The organism is Chloroflexus sp., assembly GCF_049970315.1.
Lineage (GTDB): Bacteria > Chloroflexota > Chloroflexia > Chloroflexales > Chloroflexaceae > Chloroflexus.
The window spans coordinates 33,382-48,270 of the sequence record NZ_JBMFNE010000006.1 but is presented as its reverse complement, the minus strand read 5'-3'; the positions used below and the strand labels follow the sequence as shown (position 1 = coordinate 48,270).

Below are 14,889 nucleotides of genomic sequence, written 5' to 3'. Positions count from 1 at the left end.
CCCGAGCAGTTATCTACTTCCCTTCAGTAAGTGCTTCGGCCAGCAAACCGGCAACGGCGGCACGTGGGAGTGAACGTTGCTCACCACGCTGGAGATCTTTCACCACCACTTCATCACGTGCTAGCTCATCGGGACCAAGGACGAGAGCAAAGCGAACCCCACGGCGATCAGCTTCTTTGAATTGCTTGCCGAGGTTGCCCGGTTCGAGGGCGATGAGTGTATTGATCCCGGCAGCGCGCAGTTCGGCGGCCAAAGTGAGGCTGACTGCGACGTAATCTCCACTAAACAGGGTAACATACGCGACCGCAGTCGTGCGCGGGCGTGGGCCAAGGTTGAGTTCGAGCATCACATCGTGGAGACGGTCGATACCGAACGCAAGGCCTACCGTGGGGATGGTACGTCCGGCGAACAGACCGATCAGGTCGTCATACCGACCACCACCGAGCAGTGAACCTTCTGGCCAGTGCGGGGTTGTTGCCTCAAAAACGACACCGGTATAGTAAGAGAGACCCCGGGCGAGACGTGGCGCAACACGGTATTGATCGGTCGGCACCCCCATTGCAGCTAAACCGTCAAGGATTGAACGCAGATTGGCAATCGCAGCGACAGCCCGCTCGTCGTCGGCGAGACGTTGGGCAAGTGCCGCGAGTACCTCGTCGGCGGAGCCATCGATCTGCACGAGTTCGAGAATCCGATCAGCAGCGCCGGTATCGACGCCTGCTTTCAGCAACTCGTTACGGACGCCGGCGACACCGATCTTGTCGAACTTATCAATAGCGCGATAGACCCCACCGGCAGCTTCCTCCGAGAGACCACTGACGCGCGCAATCCCACCGATAATCTGGCGGTGATTGAGCAGGGTCACAAAGTCAGGAAAGCCGAGCGTCGAAAGCGCTTCACACAGCATTGCGACAATCTCGGCATCGGCCAACGGCGAGGCACTACCAACGATATCGATATCAAACTGGTAAAACTCGCGATAGCGTCCGCGCGCGGGCCGTTCACCCCGATAGCTTGGCCCGTAGGCATAGCGACGCCAAGGTAACATCAACTGGCCGGCATATTGGGCAGTCACACGGGCAAGCGGTACGGTCTGATCGTAGCGTAACGCCAGCCGACGTCCACCATGATCTTCAAAGCGATAAATCAGCTTTTCATCCTCGCCAAGCTTGCCCTCAAGCGTTTCGGCATACTCGATAATCGGGGTTTGTAAAGGCTCGAAGCCGTGCGCTTCACTGATACGGGTAAGCGTACTAACGATATACTGCCGCAGCATCATATCTGTCGGCAGATGATCGCGCATTCCTTTCACGTTTTGCATAACAGCCATGGCATGTCTCTACAGCATTTATCGAGCAACCACGTACATTCTACGTTATCTCAACCATCAGTGTGGTTTGACCGGCCAACTGACCACAAGCCGCAGCAATCTCGATGCCACGTTCAACCCGCACGGTACAGGGGATACCGTAGTCGGTCAAGATCTGCTGAAAGGCAGTCACCCGTTCCCATTCTGAACGTCCCAAGGGCGTACCGGGTACCGGATTCCACGGGATCAGATTAACGTGAACGAGCATTGGCCCCGGTGGAGTTTCGCGTCGCAGCAGACGGGCGAGAGCGATGGCCTGATGCGGGTGATCGTTCTTGCCTTGCAACAGAACATATTCAAAAGAAACCCGTCGTCGTGTTTTGGTGATGTATTGTCGCGTTGCCGCCATCAGTTCAGCAATGGGATAGCGGCGATTGACCGGCATCAATTCGCTCCGCAGGGTATCATCAGGTGCGTGGAGCGAGATCGCAAGATTGACCGGCAATCGTTCGTTCGCCAATCGCTCAATCCCTTTCACCAGCCCGACGGTTGAGACGGTCATACTGCGGGCGCCAAGGTTAAAGCCTTGCGGGTCGTGCAATCGTTCAACGGCTTGCCACCACCGATCATAATTAGCGAATGGTTCACCCATCCCCATAAAGACCAGATTGGTCACTCTGCCGGTGGGACCGGCGGCATTCATCGTGCGCAGTTCTTGCGAGGCCCATATCGCTTGCGCCACGATCTCGCCGCTGCTTAGGTTCCGCAGCAAGCCCAGCCGACCGGTTGCGCAGAAGACACAACCCATCCCACAACCGGCTTGGGTTGAAACGCAAACCGTTGAACGGTTGGGATAGACCATCAACACCGTCTCGACCACTGCGCCATCGGGCAAACGGAATAAGGCTTTACGGGTCAGACCCGCATCGCCGGTCTGTACTCGTTCGAGACGCAATGTTGAAAGCGGTAGCTCGGCCAGGCGAACGCGTAGGGTGGCTGGGAGATCGGTCATCCGCTCGATGCTAGCGGTGAGGTTCACGTACAAATGGCGGTAGAGTTGGCGAGCGCGAAACGATGGCTCCCCCCACCCTTTAAGGAGTTCAGTTAGTTCAGCGAGGTTGTAATCATACAGACAGCGTTGTTCCATAGCATGTTCCATTGTACCACGTTGTCATGGACAAGATACCGATTAGGAACCAATCGGTTGTTGCTACCGTCTGCACAATGGATAAGCTAACAGATAGAGGAGGGGAGCATGATCCGTCGCTTGGTTATCGTGGTTATTATCGGATTGACGCTCTTGCTGACAGCGTGTGTACAGTCTTTGCGACCGGGTATAATAACTATTGATCGGGTTGATTTGGTGGTAATGGAATCCAATCCACCGCGGGTGCAAGCACACATTGTCGGGCATTTAGGCGATGGTTGCACAACGTTAGCCAGCATTACCCAGCACCGTGACGGCAACACTATCACGATAACCGTGAAGGCTATCCATAGTGGTGCCGAGGTATGTACGGCGATTGCTCCCGTGTTCGATCAACGGGTGATGATCGAGGGGACGTTTACGCCTGGCGAGTATACCGTCATCGTCAATGGGGTGGCACATCCGTTGACGATCTCGTGACGGTCCAGGCGTGGAACAGACACGAAGAGGGGTGAGGCCATACCTCACCCCTTTCAGATATACGCGTCGGTATGCTACCTACTCATTACTCTGATGTGTTTCAAGATACTGGAGCGCATCGGCGACCGTCTGAATCTTCTCGGCATCTTCATCAGGGATCTCGACACCGAACTCTTCCTCAATTGACATAATCAGTTCGACCAAATCGAGCGAGTCGGCGTTTAAATCCTTCGTAAACGATGCGCTCGGCACGACCTGCGCTTCATCCACGCCGAGCTGATCGACAATAATCTTGCGCAGGCGTTCCTCCATTTCAGGCGAAGCCATACTCGTTGTATTCCTTCCTTTCAAAAAGACCTATCCCTCATTTGCCTCGCGCTCGGCGAGGTAGCGGGTCACTACCGTACCGAGCACGCCGTTCACAAACCGACTAGAATTATCGCTGCCGAACTCTTTTGCCAGTTCGACTGCTTCATTAATCACTGCCTTAATCGGCGTCTTCTCTACCTCATCGATCAACAGCTCAAAGAGTGCGATCCGCAACACTGCCTTATCGACGCCGGGCATGTGGTTGACCGGCCAGTTTGGAGCTGCTTCCTCGATAATCCGGTCGAGGTACGATCGATGTTCCCAAGCACCGAACACCAGGCGACGCAAAAACTCAGCGCTTTCAGCCGACATTGGTTCATCAGTAAGTCGGCGTTCGAGTACCTGATCGATTGCGTGATCGGTTTCGTCGACCTCGAACAGGATCTGTAGCGCTGCGATCCGCACGCGATGCCGCTGACTTGCCAAGCGTACCCTCCCCATACACATCCCGCAGACCGACTTACGCCGGGCTGAGTGACTCTTTCCATTGGCGGAGCAATTCGGCGACATAGCCGGTATGGATCCTCCCGGCGCGAAATTCAGGGTCGTCGATCAACGCCAATTGGAACGGGATGGTTGTTTTGATACCGGTAATCACACACTCATTCAGCGCTCGCCGCATCCGGTTAAGCGCCTCATCACGTGTATCACCAAAGGTAATAATTTTCGCCAACAACGAATCATAGTTACCGGGTGGCATATATCCTGAGTAGAGGTGCGAGTCAACCCGCACTCCAGGGCCACCAGGTGGGAGATAGAACTCCACCTCGCCACTTGCCGGTAAGAAGTCACGCTCCGGATCCTCGGCGTTAATCCGGCATTCGATAGCGTGCCGCGCTATTGTAATGTCTTCTTGACGCAGCGTCAAGCGTTCACCGCTGGCGATCAGCAACTGCCAACGCACCAAATCAACGCCGGTCACTTGTTCGGTTACCGGATGTTCAACCTGAATGCGCGTATTCATTTCGATGAAGTAATAGTTACCCTCTTCATCGAGGAGAAACTCGAGGGTACCGGCGTTGACATACCCGATCGACGTAATCCCACGCACCGCATCGGCGCCCATTCGTGCCCGCAATTCAGGGGTCACAACCGGTGATGGTGCTTCCTCGACGATCTTCTGGTGACGACGTTGCGCGGAGCAATCGCGCTCACCAAGGTGAATGGCGTGACCGTACTTATCGGCGAGCACCTGAATTTCGACGTGGCGGACCCGGGTTAGATACTTTTCCAAGAGGAGCGCACCATTGCCAAAGGCTGCTTCGGCCTCGGCGCGGGCGGTTGCGAAGGCACGTTGGAGATCGGCTTCATCATACGCGACGCGCATGCCGCGCCCACCGCCACCACCGGACGGTTTCAGTAAGACGGGGTAGCCGATCTGGCGTGCAATATCGATTGCCTCATCGAGCGAGCGTACCTCGCCGTCCGATCCGGGTACGGTCGGCACACCGGCTTTACGCATGGTTTCGCGTCCAATCGCCTTATCCCCCATCAGACGGATCGGTTCAGGTGGTGGACCGACGAAGATCAGATTACAATCGGCGCACATCTCGGCAAAATAGGGGTTCTCCGAGAGGAAGCCGTAGCCCGGATGGACTGCATCACAGCCGGTGATCAGGGCAGCGCTGATCAGTGCGGGCGCATTGAGGTACGACTTTGCCGGTGGGGGCGGCCCGATACACACCGCTTCGTCGGCTAAACGAACAGCGAGCGAATCACGGTCGGCAGTACTATAAGCGGCGACCGTCCGAATGCCTAACTCTTGGCAGGCCCGAATGATACGCACGGCAATTTCGCCGCGGTTTGCTACAAGAACTTTGCGAATCATCAGGACATCACCATCCCGCCGTCGATCGTCAGCGTTTGACCGCTGATATATGCGCCGGCATCAGAGGCCAAGAAACACACCAAACCCGCAACTTCGGCCGGCTGGCCGAACCGGCCGAGGGGGATTGTTGCCAGAATAGCTTTGCGCGTCTCCTCACTGAGCGTGGCGGTCATTTCAGTTTCGATAAACCCGGGAGCGATAGCGTTTACCGTAATCCCACGGCTTGCCATCTCACGGGCAGTGGATTTGGTGAAACCGATGATACCGGCTTTTGCCGCCGCGTAGTTCGCTTGACCGGCATTGCCGATCAAACCGATCACCGAGGTAATATTGATAATCCGACCAAACCGCTGCTTGGTCATTGGGCGTAGCACTGCGCGTGTACAGAGAAAGACACCGCGTAAATTGGTTGCGATAACCTCATCGAAATCGCTCTCCTTCATACGGAGGATGAGCGTATCGCGGGTAATACCGGCGTTATTCACCAGAATATCGATTCGACCAAACTGTTCGAGGGTCGTTTTGACAATCTGTTCGACATCAGCCGGCTGGCCGACATCACCCTGCACGGCTACCGCCCTGCCACCGGCAGCGTGAATTGCGGTGACCGTTTCCTCGGCGGCAGCAGCGTTACCGCGATAATTCACCACGACAGCCGCACCGCTTGCGGCCAACCGCTCGGCGATTGCGCGGCCAATACCGCGACTACCACCGGTGACAATTGCAACGCGCCCATTCAGATCAAGGAGCATGGTCGGCTACCCCTCTGCAATCGCAAACAGCGTCTTGCCATCGATCAGGATCACATTACGGCGGCCACCGGCCGCTTTGACGGTATCAGGCGTAAATTCAGTTGACGTAATAACAACGCCTTTTGGCACACCCAACCGCTTCATATCTTGCAACAAACTCTCGAGGGTACCGGGTCGAACCTTATCGGCCACTGAGAGGCGGAGGAGATACGGCACGCCTTCATAAGAAAGGAAGAGATCGAGGTGTTTGTCTTTATCGGTAAAACGATAATCCGTAAACTCAAAGCCCTTCTTGCGAAAGAGGTTCAGCACATACGACCCCAACTGAGGCAGCGACAGTCCTTGCAGGTCTTCGAGCGTGCGGACCACACCGGGGCGTTCGAGGCGTCCGCCGCGTTCGGCGATTTCCCGTTGCATCTGGCGATTCCGCTCTTCGGCCCGCGCCGACATAACGGTGCCAAATGCCGGGAATGGAATGAGGGCAAATGCCGAGAAGATGAAATAGATGGTAAGTAAATCTATCAATGTCGCGGGAGCCGGTGGCTGCGCGGTGTCGAGTTGGATGACCGGCATCGGAGCGATACCGGCCTCACCGACCAACCCGTAGCCGGCCATGATCGCCAAGCCGAAGAGAAACGTTACTATGCCAAGGGCAAGACCGTTGGCTAACGGTTCACTCCGAATCTTGCGACCGAGATAGATCCCGGCCAACACCGGCACGACACCGGCCAAAATCTGCAAGAAATTATTGGCCAAGAAGAGCGAACACCATGCAATGGCCGTAATCAGGCCAACCAGCAGCACCTGAAGCCACTCGATGGCCCGAAACGAATGAACAATCCGTTGCCATAACGACGGTTTTACGGTTGGTTCTGACACCGGTTGTGGTGTCGTTTCGACGTTCATAGTCCCCAATCCTCATCTAACGATTACATACGGCTGTGGTTATCGGTGGTGCCCTGATCGGTGGTGACAGCCGATAAATGACTGTTCCGAGTACCTTCGCGTTCTAACAATTCATCAACTGCTTCCCGGAGTTTACCGATGTCGGCAAACGAGCGATACACCGAGGCAAACCGGATATAAGCCACTTCATCGAGATCGCGTAATCGATGCATCACCGCATCACCGATGAATTGCGAGCTAATTTCTTGCTGATCGGTTGCCATCACTGCTGTTTCTACTTCATTGACCAATTGCTCAATCGCATCAGCCGAAACAGGGCGACGGTAGCAGGCGGTGCGCACACCGCGGGCGATCTTCTCGCGATCATACGGTTCACGGGTACCGTCCTTTTTGACGACCATCAGACTAACCGATTCGATCCGCTCGTAGGTCGTAAACCGTCGTCCGCAGGCGCGACATTTTCGCCGGCGACGTATCACCTCGCCCTCATACAGCTTACGGGTATCGATCACATCGGTCTCTGGAAAGTGGCAAATTGGGCACCGCATGAACAACTTCCTCTTTGTTGCTTTAAGGCATTATAGCATACGCTCATGCGGCTCTGATCTGCACATCACGCCCAAAGCTACGCCGGAGCAGCCCGCTCCGGCGCGAGGCTTCCCAGATTTCCACGTGCGCATCACCATCGGCCAGAATGTCAATGACGATCTCTTCGCCGAGGTGTACGCGCACATCGCGCACAATCTGACTTTTGCTTCGCTCAAGGTATTCGGCCAAGCGCAGCATTGCGCTCAGACGCGCGATGCGGGTTTCGTCGTCTGGGGTTAGGATGGGCGCGTAGGGGGCTAATTCACCCCAGCCCTTGCGATGATTACGTACCAAACTGGCGATAATCACGATCTCGCGATGACTGAAGCCGAGCAATGTTGCGTTGTGGATGAGGTACTCACCGTGTTTGTGATGGTCGTAATAGCCAACACTGATACCGATGTCGTGAAGGATGGCGGCATAGCCGAGGAGCTCACGTTCCCAGGCACCGTAGCCGTGGAGGGGAGCTAACTGATCGAACAACGACAGACTCAGGTGGGCAACACGCGCGCAGTGCTGAGGTTCGTAGTGGGTGAGGTGAGCGAGATTGAGCACGCTGAAACCTCGTGGATCGGCGATCAAGGGTTGTGGTTGATCGGCGAGGAAGTGCTGATAGAAAATACCTTCGCGCACACCTTGACCGCTCACCAGCAGGCTAGCGAATCCTCCGCGATCCATCAATGTTGCAATAATCACAGCACCGGCCAGGGTAATATCTACCCGCTCCTCTTTCATTCCCGGGATCTGCAAACGATCGCGGCGTGAGCGACGGGCTAATTCTTCAATGATGCGTTCGATTGCCTCACGGGAGAGGACATAACCATGCACCCGTTCAAGCGGGTAATGGCGCATTTTTTGATCAATCCGGGCCAGTTGACGCACGGTGCCCCCGATCCCGCCCAATTTACCGTCGCTGAGGTCGGCGATCCAATCGATCGGGGCAAATGCTGTACGCGCGGCTTCACGCAACCGGCGGAGATCGGCGCGGCTGACCGGATCACTCTGCACATACTGCTCGGTAAAGCGGACGACACCGGCTTGCACAGAAAAACTCTGGGTGAGTTCACGATTGCGCACCGCCATGACTTGAGTCGAACCGCCACCGGTATCGAACAGGGCGCCAGTATGAAGGGGTAAGGCGTTGATTGCACCCAAATAGCCAAAATATGCCTCCTCTTCTGCCGAGATAATCCGTAAGTCGAGCGCTGTTACCTCGCGCAATGCCGTCCAAAACTCATCTTGATTGGCGGCTTCGCGGATGGCACTCGTTCCAACGGCGATCACATGATCAACACCGGTCGACTGACAGAGTGAGTAGAACATACGCAGCGCTTCGACGGCACGGCGAATGGGTGTCGGTTGCAGCATACGAGACGGCCCAATCCCCTCGGCGAGGCGTACCGTTTCGCTGACTTCATCGGTGAGGCGAAAGCTATATCCCGGCTCATACGCCATCACAATAAGCCGCGTCGTATTCGAACCGAGGTCGATCACGCCAAGTTTTTTCATAGCGGTTTCCTAGTACAGCAGCAGGAAGTAACGTGTAGGTAATTATCTGTTTTCAACGCGATTATGGAATGTTACGGACGGAATGTCAACTATGGCCTGATGTTACTCTTAACGGTACAATCAACTATGTTCGGACACGTTTTGGTGAAGCGGTGGAGCAGGTATGGCTCGTACCATCGCTCTGGCAATGCAAAAAGGTGGTGTCGGTAAAACGACGACGGCTCTCAATCTCGGTGTTATGCTGGCTAACCGGGGGCGGCGGGTGTTGTTGGTCGATCTTGACCCACAGGCTAACCTTACCCAGGGGTTGGGAGTCGATCTCAACACCATAACGTATAGTGTGTATGAAGTGCTGCTTAACCCGGAACACGGTATCGGTTTCGCAACCCGCTCGATCGCCGATCGCCTCGATCTCATCCCGGCCTCACTCGATCTGGCTGGTGCCGAACTCGAATTATCAGGACGGGTCGGGCGTGAATTACTCTTGCGTAAAGCGTTGCGGGCTGCGCAAAACGAGTACGATTATATCCTGTTCGATCCACCGCCAAGTTTAGGCTTGTTTACCCTAAACGCATTAGCCGCTGCCGATTCGGTCATTGCACCGTTGCAACTGCACGCTTACGCTCTACGGGCACTGCCGCAGCTCGAGGCGACCATCGAACTGGTACGTGAGATTAATCCACCGCTTCGGCTGGGTGGCATCATTTGCACGATGGCCGACCGACGGACCAACCTGAGCCAGCAGGTTGAGCAGCAAGTACGGTCGCAGTACGGTGATCTCGTCTTTACAACCGTCATACCCTTTACCATTCGTCTTGCCGAAGCACCGGCTGCCGGTGTATCGATTGCCACCTTTGCACCGAACAGTACGGGAGCGAAGGCGTATGCTGCACTGGTAACTGAATTGGAGGAACGGTATGGCAGATGAAACGCGCGGGCCGATCCGACGCGGGCAAGGATTACGTCTTTCAGTACCGTCTCAGGCAGAGGTTGGTGAAATGTCTCCGGCGGGTAACGAGATTGTCCGCGGACAGGGTTTGCGCTTGTCGACCACACAGGCCACGGTTCAGACGGCAGTCGTGCGGATGGCAAACGGGCCACTATATTACCGCCGTGTCGGCGAAGGCTTGCCACTGATCGCAATCCATGGTGTTGGTGCATCAGGTCAGCTATGGCGTGACGTGTTGATCGGCGTAGCCGACATTCGTACCGGCTACGCGATCGATCTGCCGGGGTGTGGTGGTTCACCAGCGCGTGGTGGAGCACCGACGCTGGCGACGCTGGCCGATGAGGTGGTAGCCTTTGCCAATGCCATGGGGCTACGTCGCTTCGATCTGATGGGGCACGGGCTTGGGGCAGGAGTCGCTGCAACGGTTGCAGCCACGCAACCGGCTCGGGTCGGCAAGCTGATCCTCGTTAGTTTTGGAGTTCGGCCGGGCACGCCTGATGTCCTCACCCTGGCCGTTGTGCGTACACCATTCGACCTCTTCCTTGGTCTTGCCCGCCCGATGATCAACACATGGGCCGGTTGGGCTGTGGGAATGCCGGCCATCGATCAACTGATGGCAGCGTGGCTCATGGCTAGTCCGCCGGCAGATCCGGCGTTGTGGGAAGCGTACCTGGCCGACCATGGTCGTGCCGATGGTCGCATGTATATCACCATGCAGACAATGGCCGCCGATCCGCTTTTGCAGCGGCGATTACAGACCATCAACGCACCGACACTCCTGATCGGTGGTGAAGCAGATCGGCTGGTACGGCCGGCAGAGCTGGCAGCAGCACAGGCACTCATAGCGACTGCCAAGCGTGAGCTTATCCCGGTCTGTGGTCATCTGCCACCGATAGAGCATCCGAATGAGTGTCGGCGGCTGATCCGCTTGTGGCTCGGGGAATAAGACCATCTGACGGTGAAGTGGAGCAGCATAACGAGCGGGGTACGTGAGCATGTACCCCGCTCAATGTATGCTGATGGTGTACTTGACAAAGGTAGTTACCCCATGCTATAGTCTACTTAACCGATTAAGTGGTTAATCGGTTAAGTTCTCGAAGTGCGGAGCAACCGTTGTGGCTACCATCAGAGATGTCGCCCGGCGCGCACACGTATCAACCGCTACCGTCTCGTATGTCCTCAACGGCACCGGTGTGGTCAGTGAAGCCACCCGCGAGCGCGTACTGGCGGCAATTGCCGAACTGGGCTACCAACCCAACCATAGTGCCCGTTCCCTCCGCACCCGTTCCCGCACCATTGGCGTCGTTGCGCCTGGCATTGCCGGGCGGTTAGCCGATCCGGCTACGGCTGAAATCATTGCCGGTCTCAGCGAAGCGGCTACGACGGCCGGTTATTGCCTCTTGCTGGCTGCCCCCACCGATACCGAAAGCGAAACTGAATTAGCCGTGCGTCTCGCGCGTAGTGGCCGGGTTGACGGTCTTGTGCTCTTTGATTTACAGATCGAGGATGAGCGGCCGGCGTTACTGACCGCGGCGCGAGTTGCTACCATCGCCATTGGTGCGCCGGTAGCCGGCGTTACATGTCCGATTGTCGGCTACGACCTCCGCACCGGGGCAGAGCAGGCGACCCAACATTTGATCCGGCTTGGTCATCGGCGGATTGCGCTGTTAGCGGCTCCATCGTATCTCAGCATCAGCGAACCGTTTTACGCCGGATATCGCGCTGCGTTACATGCTGCCGGTTTACGTCGTGAAGCGGCGTTGGTCATTGAAGCCGGTAGCAGTGAAGATGATGGCATGGTAGCAATGCAAGAGCTATTGGCAGCCCGCACACCACCTACGGCGGTACTGGCAGCAAGTGATACGCTTGCGTTTGGGGCAATGCACGCCATCCGCGATGCCGGTCTCACGGTAGGTCGTGATATATCGGTCGTCGGTTGCGACGATCTGCCACTCGCTGCGCATACCTTCCCACCGTTGACAACCCTGCGTGCGCCACGTCGTGATCTCGGTGCAACACTCGCTCGTTATCTAATTGCCCATATCGAGCAGCGGCCGGCGCTGCCGGTAACGTTGCTGCCGTTACGGTTGGTTATCCGTCATTCGACTGCCACGCCATCGCGTGTGGTCCACTAGGGGTATCGTCTGTTTTGCCAAGGAGTAAGCGGTCATGGCCTCAATCAAGTACGATCACGTGTGGAAGCGGTTCGGTGAAGTAACCGTCCTCAAGAATCTCGACCTCGACATTGCCGACGGAGAGTTTCTCGTGCTGGTCGGACCATCGGGTTGTGGGAAGTCTACGGCGTTACGTTGTCTGGCCGGTTTGGAAGAGGTGACCGAAGGCCGTATCTTCATCGGCGATCGTGATGTCACCGACATTCCACCCAAAGATCGCGACATTGCAATGGTATTCCAGTCATACGCTCTCTACCCACATATGAGTGTGTATGACAACATGGCGTTTGGTCTCAAGCTGCGCCGCGTCCCAAAGGCAGAAATCGACCGGCGGGTAAAAGAGGCAGCCGAGATGCTCAGTATCGCCCACCTGCTCGACCGCAAGCCAAAAGCGCTATCCGGTGGGCAACGTCAGCGGGTCGCACTTGGTCGTGCGATTGTGCGCGACCCAGCAGTCTTCTTGATGGACGAGCCGCTCTCGAACCTCGACGCCAAGCTGCGCGTGCAAACCCGTGCCGAGATTAGCAAGCTCCATCAGCGGCTTAAGACCACCTTCATTTACGTGACCCACGATCAAACTGAGGCGATGACGATGGGTTCGCGCATTGCGGTGATGCGTGATGGGATTTTGCAGCAGATCGACACACCACAGAACCTGTACGATCACCCGGCGAATATGTTCGTCGCCGGTTTTATCGGCAGCCCGGCAATGAACTTCTTCGAGGCGCGGCTCGAACGTACTGACGGTGGGGTACGTGTGGTGGTCGGGAAAGAGTTTGTTTTACCGATACCACAGAGCAAGCTCGATCACGTGAGCAGTCATATCGGCAAGACGGTCTACTTCGGCATTCGCCCAGAAGACCTGCACGATGCCCATTATGTGCCGCGTGGCGTGGACGAGCGGGCGAAGGTGAAAGCATCGGTCAACGTGGTTGAGCCGATGGGGTCTGAAATCTACGCCTACGTTGAGAATAGCGGCAAAGAATTCATTGGCCGCTTTGATCCGCGCTCAACGGCTCGGACTGGTCATACGATCGAGGTCGTCTTCGATATGGAGAAGATGCACATCTTCGATCGGGAGAATGAAAAGGCGTTGACGTAATGTATGAATGGTGGTGGGGGGGACACGGCCGTTGTAGGGACGCACGTCGTGCGTCTACAACGGCCGTGCGTCCCTACATTAGGGGTAATCCGGTGGTTTCGGGGAAACCTAACATCAGGTTCATATTTTGCACGGCCTGTCCTGATGCGCCTTTGACCAAATTGTCGACGACTGCGACCACAATTGCTCGCCCCGGTTCGACCATCTGGTAGCCGATGACCACATGATTGGTATGTTGGACGTGGCGCAGTTCCGGTAGCCGACCGGCCGGTAACACGTGAACAAACGGTTCGGTAGAGTAAGCGTCGGCGTAGACGGCAGCGAGCGTCGTGTCATCGACATCTGGTTTCAGGTTGACATATATCGTTGACAGGATGCCACGGAAGACGGGCAAGAGGTGCGGTGCGAAGATAATGTGCAAGCCGGTCTCTTGCTCCATTTCGGCCAGATGGCGATGAACGCGGCCGACGTTGTAGGCACTAAACGTCTCGTGCGTTTCACCGAAATGGGTTTTGAGAGATAGCGAACGACCGGCACCGGAGACGCCGGATTTGCTGTCGACAATCACCGTTGGGTCGGCGAGCAGGTTGGCGCGGACTAATGGCACCAGTGGCAGAATGGCGGTCAATGGATAACATCCGGTATTCGCTACCAGCCGCCCCTGACGAATCCGTTCGCGGTGGAGTTCCGGTAAGCCATACACCGCTATGGCGAGCAATTCTGGTGCCGGGTGTGGTTTACCCCGTCGAGCTGTGTACGTATCGGGGTCGGTGATTCGGAAGGTATCGGAGAAATCGATCACCTTCGCACCGGCCGCAAGTGAACGTTGCACAATCGGGATAAGCTCGGGGGTATTGTGCGGGAGACACGTAAAGACGAGATCGACACCGGTAGGATCGACCTCTTCCACCGCAACAAGCCGTAAATCGCTCACAATTGGAAAGACCTCGCTGAGGCGTTGCCCTGCCGCCGAGCGAGCAGTGGCAAAGGCAATCTCCACCTCTGGATGGCGAAAGAGCAGCTTGAGTAGCTCAATTCCGGTGTATCCGGTTGCGCCATAAATGCCAACACGGGCCATAGTGCGCTCCTCATACGATAAACGAGTCCTTACTCAATTGTACCGTACTCGTTACCACGTGCGGTCAGGCGCAATCGCGATCACGGCAGGGTGGATTTGGCTAAGCCGGCGTAAGAACTTGAGCAGACGAGTAAACATACAGCACCCTCCTCTCAAAGACGACCGTACATCTGTGCGAGATGCTTCCCGTCGGCGCATCGAACCTCTCAGTGGGAAGGCATCGGCCGCACACGCTGCTTCACGCAGGCGCAAGCCGGCGCTAACCGGCAGATGAACGATCATCGGTCAATACCGATGCGCCATGATCACCATAGCACAGCCGTGTTATGATTGCATCAGGCGAAAGATAGAGAAATGTTAACGCAGTGGTAGCATTGGTAGACGAAAAAAGGGGTTACTTTATGTCAAAATGTATTCTTTTAGTGAAACATATCGGATGCTATGTTTCACTAAATATAGAGAGCGGGAAATCAAGGATGCGGAGGGGAAAATGGAGCGGGCGACCGGACTCGAACCGGCGACATTCTGCTTGGAAGGCAGATGCTCTACCAACTGAGCTACGCCCGCGCGGGGAGCACTAAAACGCAGAGACGCAAAGAGCGCAAAGGTAGCAAAGCGACCTAAAACGCAGAGACGCAAAGAGCGCAAAGGTAGCAAAGCGACCTAAAACGCAGAGACGCAAAGAGCGCAAAGGTAGC

At 56.1% G+C, this 14,889-nt stretch carries 15 protein-coding genes and 1 tRNA gene; 5 read left to right on the top strand and 11 right to left on the bottom strand.

All coding sequences use genetic code 11. The annotated features are described in order from the left end of the window. Positions 1-13: 13 nt before the first annotated feature. Together hisS and rlmN are read right to left on the bottom strand one after the other, a co-directional pair. Positions 14-1,321 carry a histidine--tRNA ligase gene (hisS, locus tag ACP5OT_RS06170; protein ID WP_428131706.1) on the bottom strand — a complete coding sequence of 436 codons (1,308 nt, stop codon included), beginning with the start codon at positions 1,319-1,321 and terminating at the stop codon, positions 14-16. A 49-nt stretch (positions 1,322-1,370) separates the two neighbouring features. Next, complete coding sequence (gene rlmN / locus ACP5OT_RS06165) at positions 1,371-2,468, bottom strand: 23S rRNA (adenine(2503)-C(2))-methyltransferase RlmN (RefSeq protein WP_428112448.1); 1,098 nt, start codon at positions 2,466-2,468, stop codon at positions 1,371-1,373. 96 nt (positions 2,469-2,564) lie between these two features. Here rlmN and ACP5OT_RS06160 point away from each other — a divergent pair, with 96 nt between their 5' ends. Then, a complete protein-coding gene (locus ACP5OT_RS06160) occupies positions 2,565-2,936 on the top strand; it encodes a hypothetical protein (RefSeq protein ID WP_428112449.1) in 372 nt (123 codons plus the stop codon). Positions 2,937-3,014: 78 nt separating this feature from the next. Here ACP5OT_RS06160 and ACP5OT_RS06155 read toward each other — a convergent pair whose 3' ends face one another. From ACP5OT_RS06155 to ACP5OT_RS06125, 7 genes are read right to left on the bottom strand one after another with little or no spacing between them, the layout of a single operon-like run. Further along, on the bottom strand, positions 3,015-3,263 hold the full coding sequence (locus ACP5OT_RS06155; RefSeq protein ID WP_012615598.1) for an acyl carrier protein: 249 nt from the start codon (positions 3,261-3,263) through the stop codon (positions 3,015-3,017). 30 nt (positions 3,264-3,293) lie between these two features. Continuing rightward, positions 3,294-3,746: a transcription antitermination factor NusB gene (nusB, locus tag ACP5OT_RS06150; protein ID WP_424675097.1), complete on the bottom strand. Its 453-nt coding sequence runs from the start codon at positions 3,744-3,746 to the stop codon at positions 3,294-3,296. Positions 3,747-3,765: 19 nt separating this feature from the next. Next, complete coding sequence (gene accC / locus ACP5OT_RS06145) at positions 3,766-5,133, bottom strand: acetyl-CoA carboxylase biotin carboxylase subunit (protein WP_424675098.1); 1,368 nt, start codon at positions 5,131-5,133, stop codon at positions 3,766-3,768. After that, on the bottom strand, positions 5,133-5,885 hold the full coding sequence (gene fabG / locus ACP5OT_RS06140; protein WP_424675099.1) for a 3-oxoacyl-[acyl-carrier-protein] reductase: 753 nt from the start codon (positions 5,883-5,885) through the stop codon (positions 5,133-5,135). Before fabG ends, accC begins: the two co-directional genes overlap by 1 nt. Before the next feature lie 6 nt (positions 5,886-5,891). Then, positions 5,892-6,791, bottom strand: coding sequence for a restriction endonuclease (locus ACP5OT_RS06135; protein ID WP_287907001.1), 900 nt, complete (start codon positions 6,789-6,791; stop codon positions 5,892-5,894). A 23-nt stretch (positions 6,792-6,814) separates the two neighbouring features. Beyond that, on the bottom strand, positions 6,815-7,339 hold the full coding sequence (gene nrdR / locus ACP5OT_RS06130) for a transcriptional regulator NrdR (RefSeq protein ID WP_424675100.1): 525 nt from the start codon (positions 7,337-7,339) through the stop codon (positions 6,815-6,817). Between the two features lie 43 nt (positions 7,340-7,382). Continuing rightward, positions 7,383-8,888, bottom strand: coding sequence for an HD domain-containing protein (locus tag ACP5OT_RS06125; protein WP_424675101.1), 1,506 nt, complete (start codon positions 8,886-8,888; stop codon positions 7,383-7,385). A gap of 163 nt (positions 8,889-9,051) precedes the next feature. Between ACP5OT_RS06125 and ACP5OT_RS06120 the strand changes: the two genes are divergently transcribed. From ACP5OT_RS06120 to ACP5OT_RS06105, 4 genes are all read left to right on the top strand, one after another. Further along, positions 9,052-9,816, top strand: coding sequence for a ParA family protein (locus ACP5OT_RS06120; RefSeq protein ID WP_424675102.1), 765 nt, complete (start codon positions 9,052-9,054; stop codon positions 9,814-9,816). Further along, the gene (locus ACP5OT_RS06115) at positions 9,806-10,783 is read left to right on the top strand and encodes an alpha/beta fold hydrolase (RefSeq protein ID WP_424675103.1); all 978 of its coding nucleotides are present in this window, start codon (positions 9,806-9,808) and stop codon (positions 10,781-10,783) included. The genes ACP5OT_RS06120 and ACP5OT_RS06115 overlap by 11 nt, the downstream gene beginning before the upstream one ends. A gap of 169 nt (positions 10,784-10,952) precedes the next feature. After that, on the top strand, positions 10,953-11,972 hold the full coding sequence (locus ACP5OT_RS06110; RefSeq protein WP_424675104.1) for a LacI family DNA-binding transcriptional regulator: 1,020 nt from the start codon (positions 10,953-10,955) through the stop codon (positions 11,970-11,972). Positions 11,973-12,006: 34 nt separating this feature from the next. Then, the gene (locus ACP5OT_RS06105; protein ID WP_424675105.1) at positions 12,007-13,113 is read left to right on the top strand and encodes an ABC transporter ATP-binding protein; all 1,107 of its coding nucleotides are present in this window, start codon (positions 12,007-12,009) and stop codon (positions 13,111-13,113) included. 73 nt (positions 13,114-13,186) lie between these two features. Here the strand turns inward: ACP5OT_RS06105 and argC are convergent, their stop codons facing one another. Together argC and ACP5OT_RS06095 are read right to left on the bottom strand one after the other, a co-directional pair. Then, entirely contained in the window at positions 13,187-14,191 is a 1,005-nt protein-coding gene (gene argC, locus ACP5OT_RS06100; protein WP_424675106.1) for an N-acetyl-gamma-glutamyl-phosphate reductase, read from the bottom strand. A 491-nt stretch (positions 14,192-14,682) separates the two neighbouring features. After that, positions 14,683-14,758 (bottom strand) — tRNA-Gly (locus ACP5OT_RS06095). Between the last annotated feature and the right edge of the window lie 131 nt (positions 14,759-14,889).

Bases quoted from the DNA above. Each gene is read 5' to 3' on its own strand.
- hisS (WP_428131706.1), bottom strand. From the start codon at position 1,321: ATGCAAAACGTGAAAGGAATGCGCGATCATCTGCCGACAGATATGATG.
- rlmN (WP_428112448.1), bottom strand. From the start codon at position 2,468: ATGGAACATGCTATGGAACAACGCTGTCTGTATGATTACAACCTCGCT.
- ACP5OT_RS06160 (WP_428112449.1), top strand. From the start codon at position 2,565: ATGATCCGTCGCTTGGTTATCGTGGTTATTATCGGATTGACGCTCTTG.
- ACP5OT_RS06155 (WP_012615598.1), bottom strand. From the start codon at position 3,263: ATGGCTTCGCCTGAAATGGAGGAACGCCTGCGCAAGATTATTGTCGAT.
- nusB (WP_424675097.1), bottom strand. From the start codon at position 3,746: ATGGGGAGGGTACGCTTGGCAAGTCAGCGGCATCGCGTGCGGATCGCA.
- accC (WP_424675098.1), bottom strand. From the start codon at position 5,133: ATGATTCGCAAAGTTCTTGTAGCAAACCGCGGCGAAATTGCCGTGCGT.
- fabG (WP_424675099.1), bottom strand. From the start codon at position 5,885: ATGCTCCTTGATCTGAATGGGCGCGTTGCAATTGTCACCGGTGGTAGT.
- ACP5OT_RS06135 (WP_287907001.1), bottom strand. From the start codon at position 6,791: ATGAACGTCGAAACGACACCACAACCGGTGTCAGAACCAACCGTAAAA.
- nrdR (WP_424675100.1), bottom strand. From the start codon at position 7,339: ATGCGGTGCCCAATTTGCCACTTTCCAGAGACCGATGTGATCGATACC.
- ACP5OT_RS06125 (WP_424675101.1), bottom strand. From the start codon at position 8,888: ATGAAAAAACTTGGCGTGATCGACCTCGGTTCGAATACGACGCGGCTT.
- ACP5OT_RS06120 (WP_424675102.1), top strand. From the start codon at position 9,052: ATGGCTCGTACCATCGCTCTGGCAATGCAAAAAGGTGGTGTCGGTAAA.
- ACP5OT_RS06115 (WP_424675103.1), top strand. From the start codon at position 9,806: ATGGCAGATGAAACGCGCGGGCCGATCCGACGCGGGCAAGGATTACGT.
- ACP5OT_RS06105 (WP_424675105.1), top strand. From the start codon at position 12,007: ATGGCCTCAATCAAGTACGATCACGTGTGGAAGCGGTTCGGTGAAGTA.
- argC (WP_424675106.1), bottom strand. From the start codon at position 14,191: ATGGCCCGTGTTGGCATTTATGGCGCAACCGGATACACCGGAATTGAG.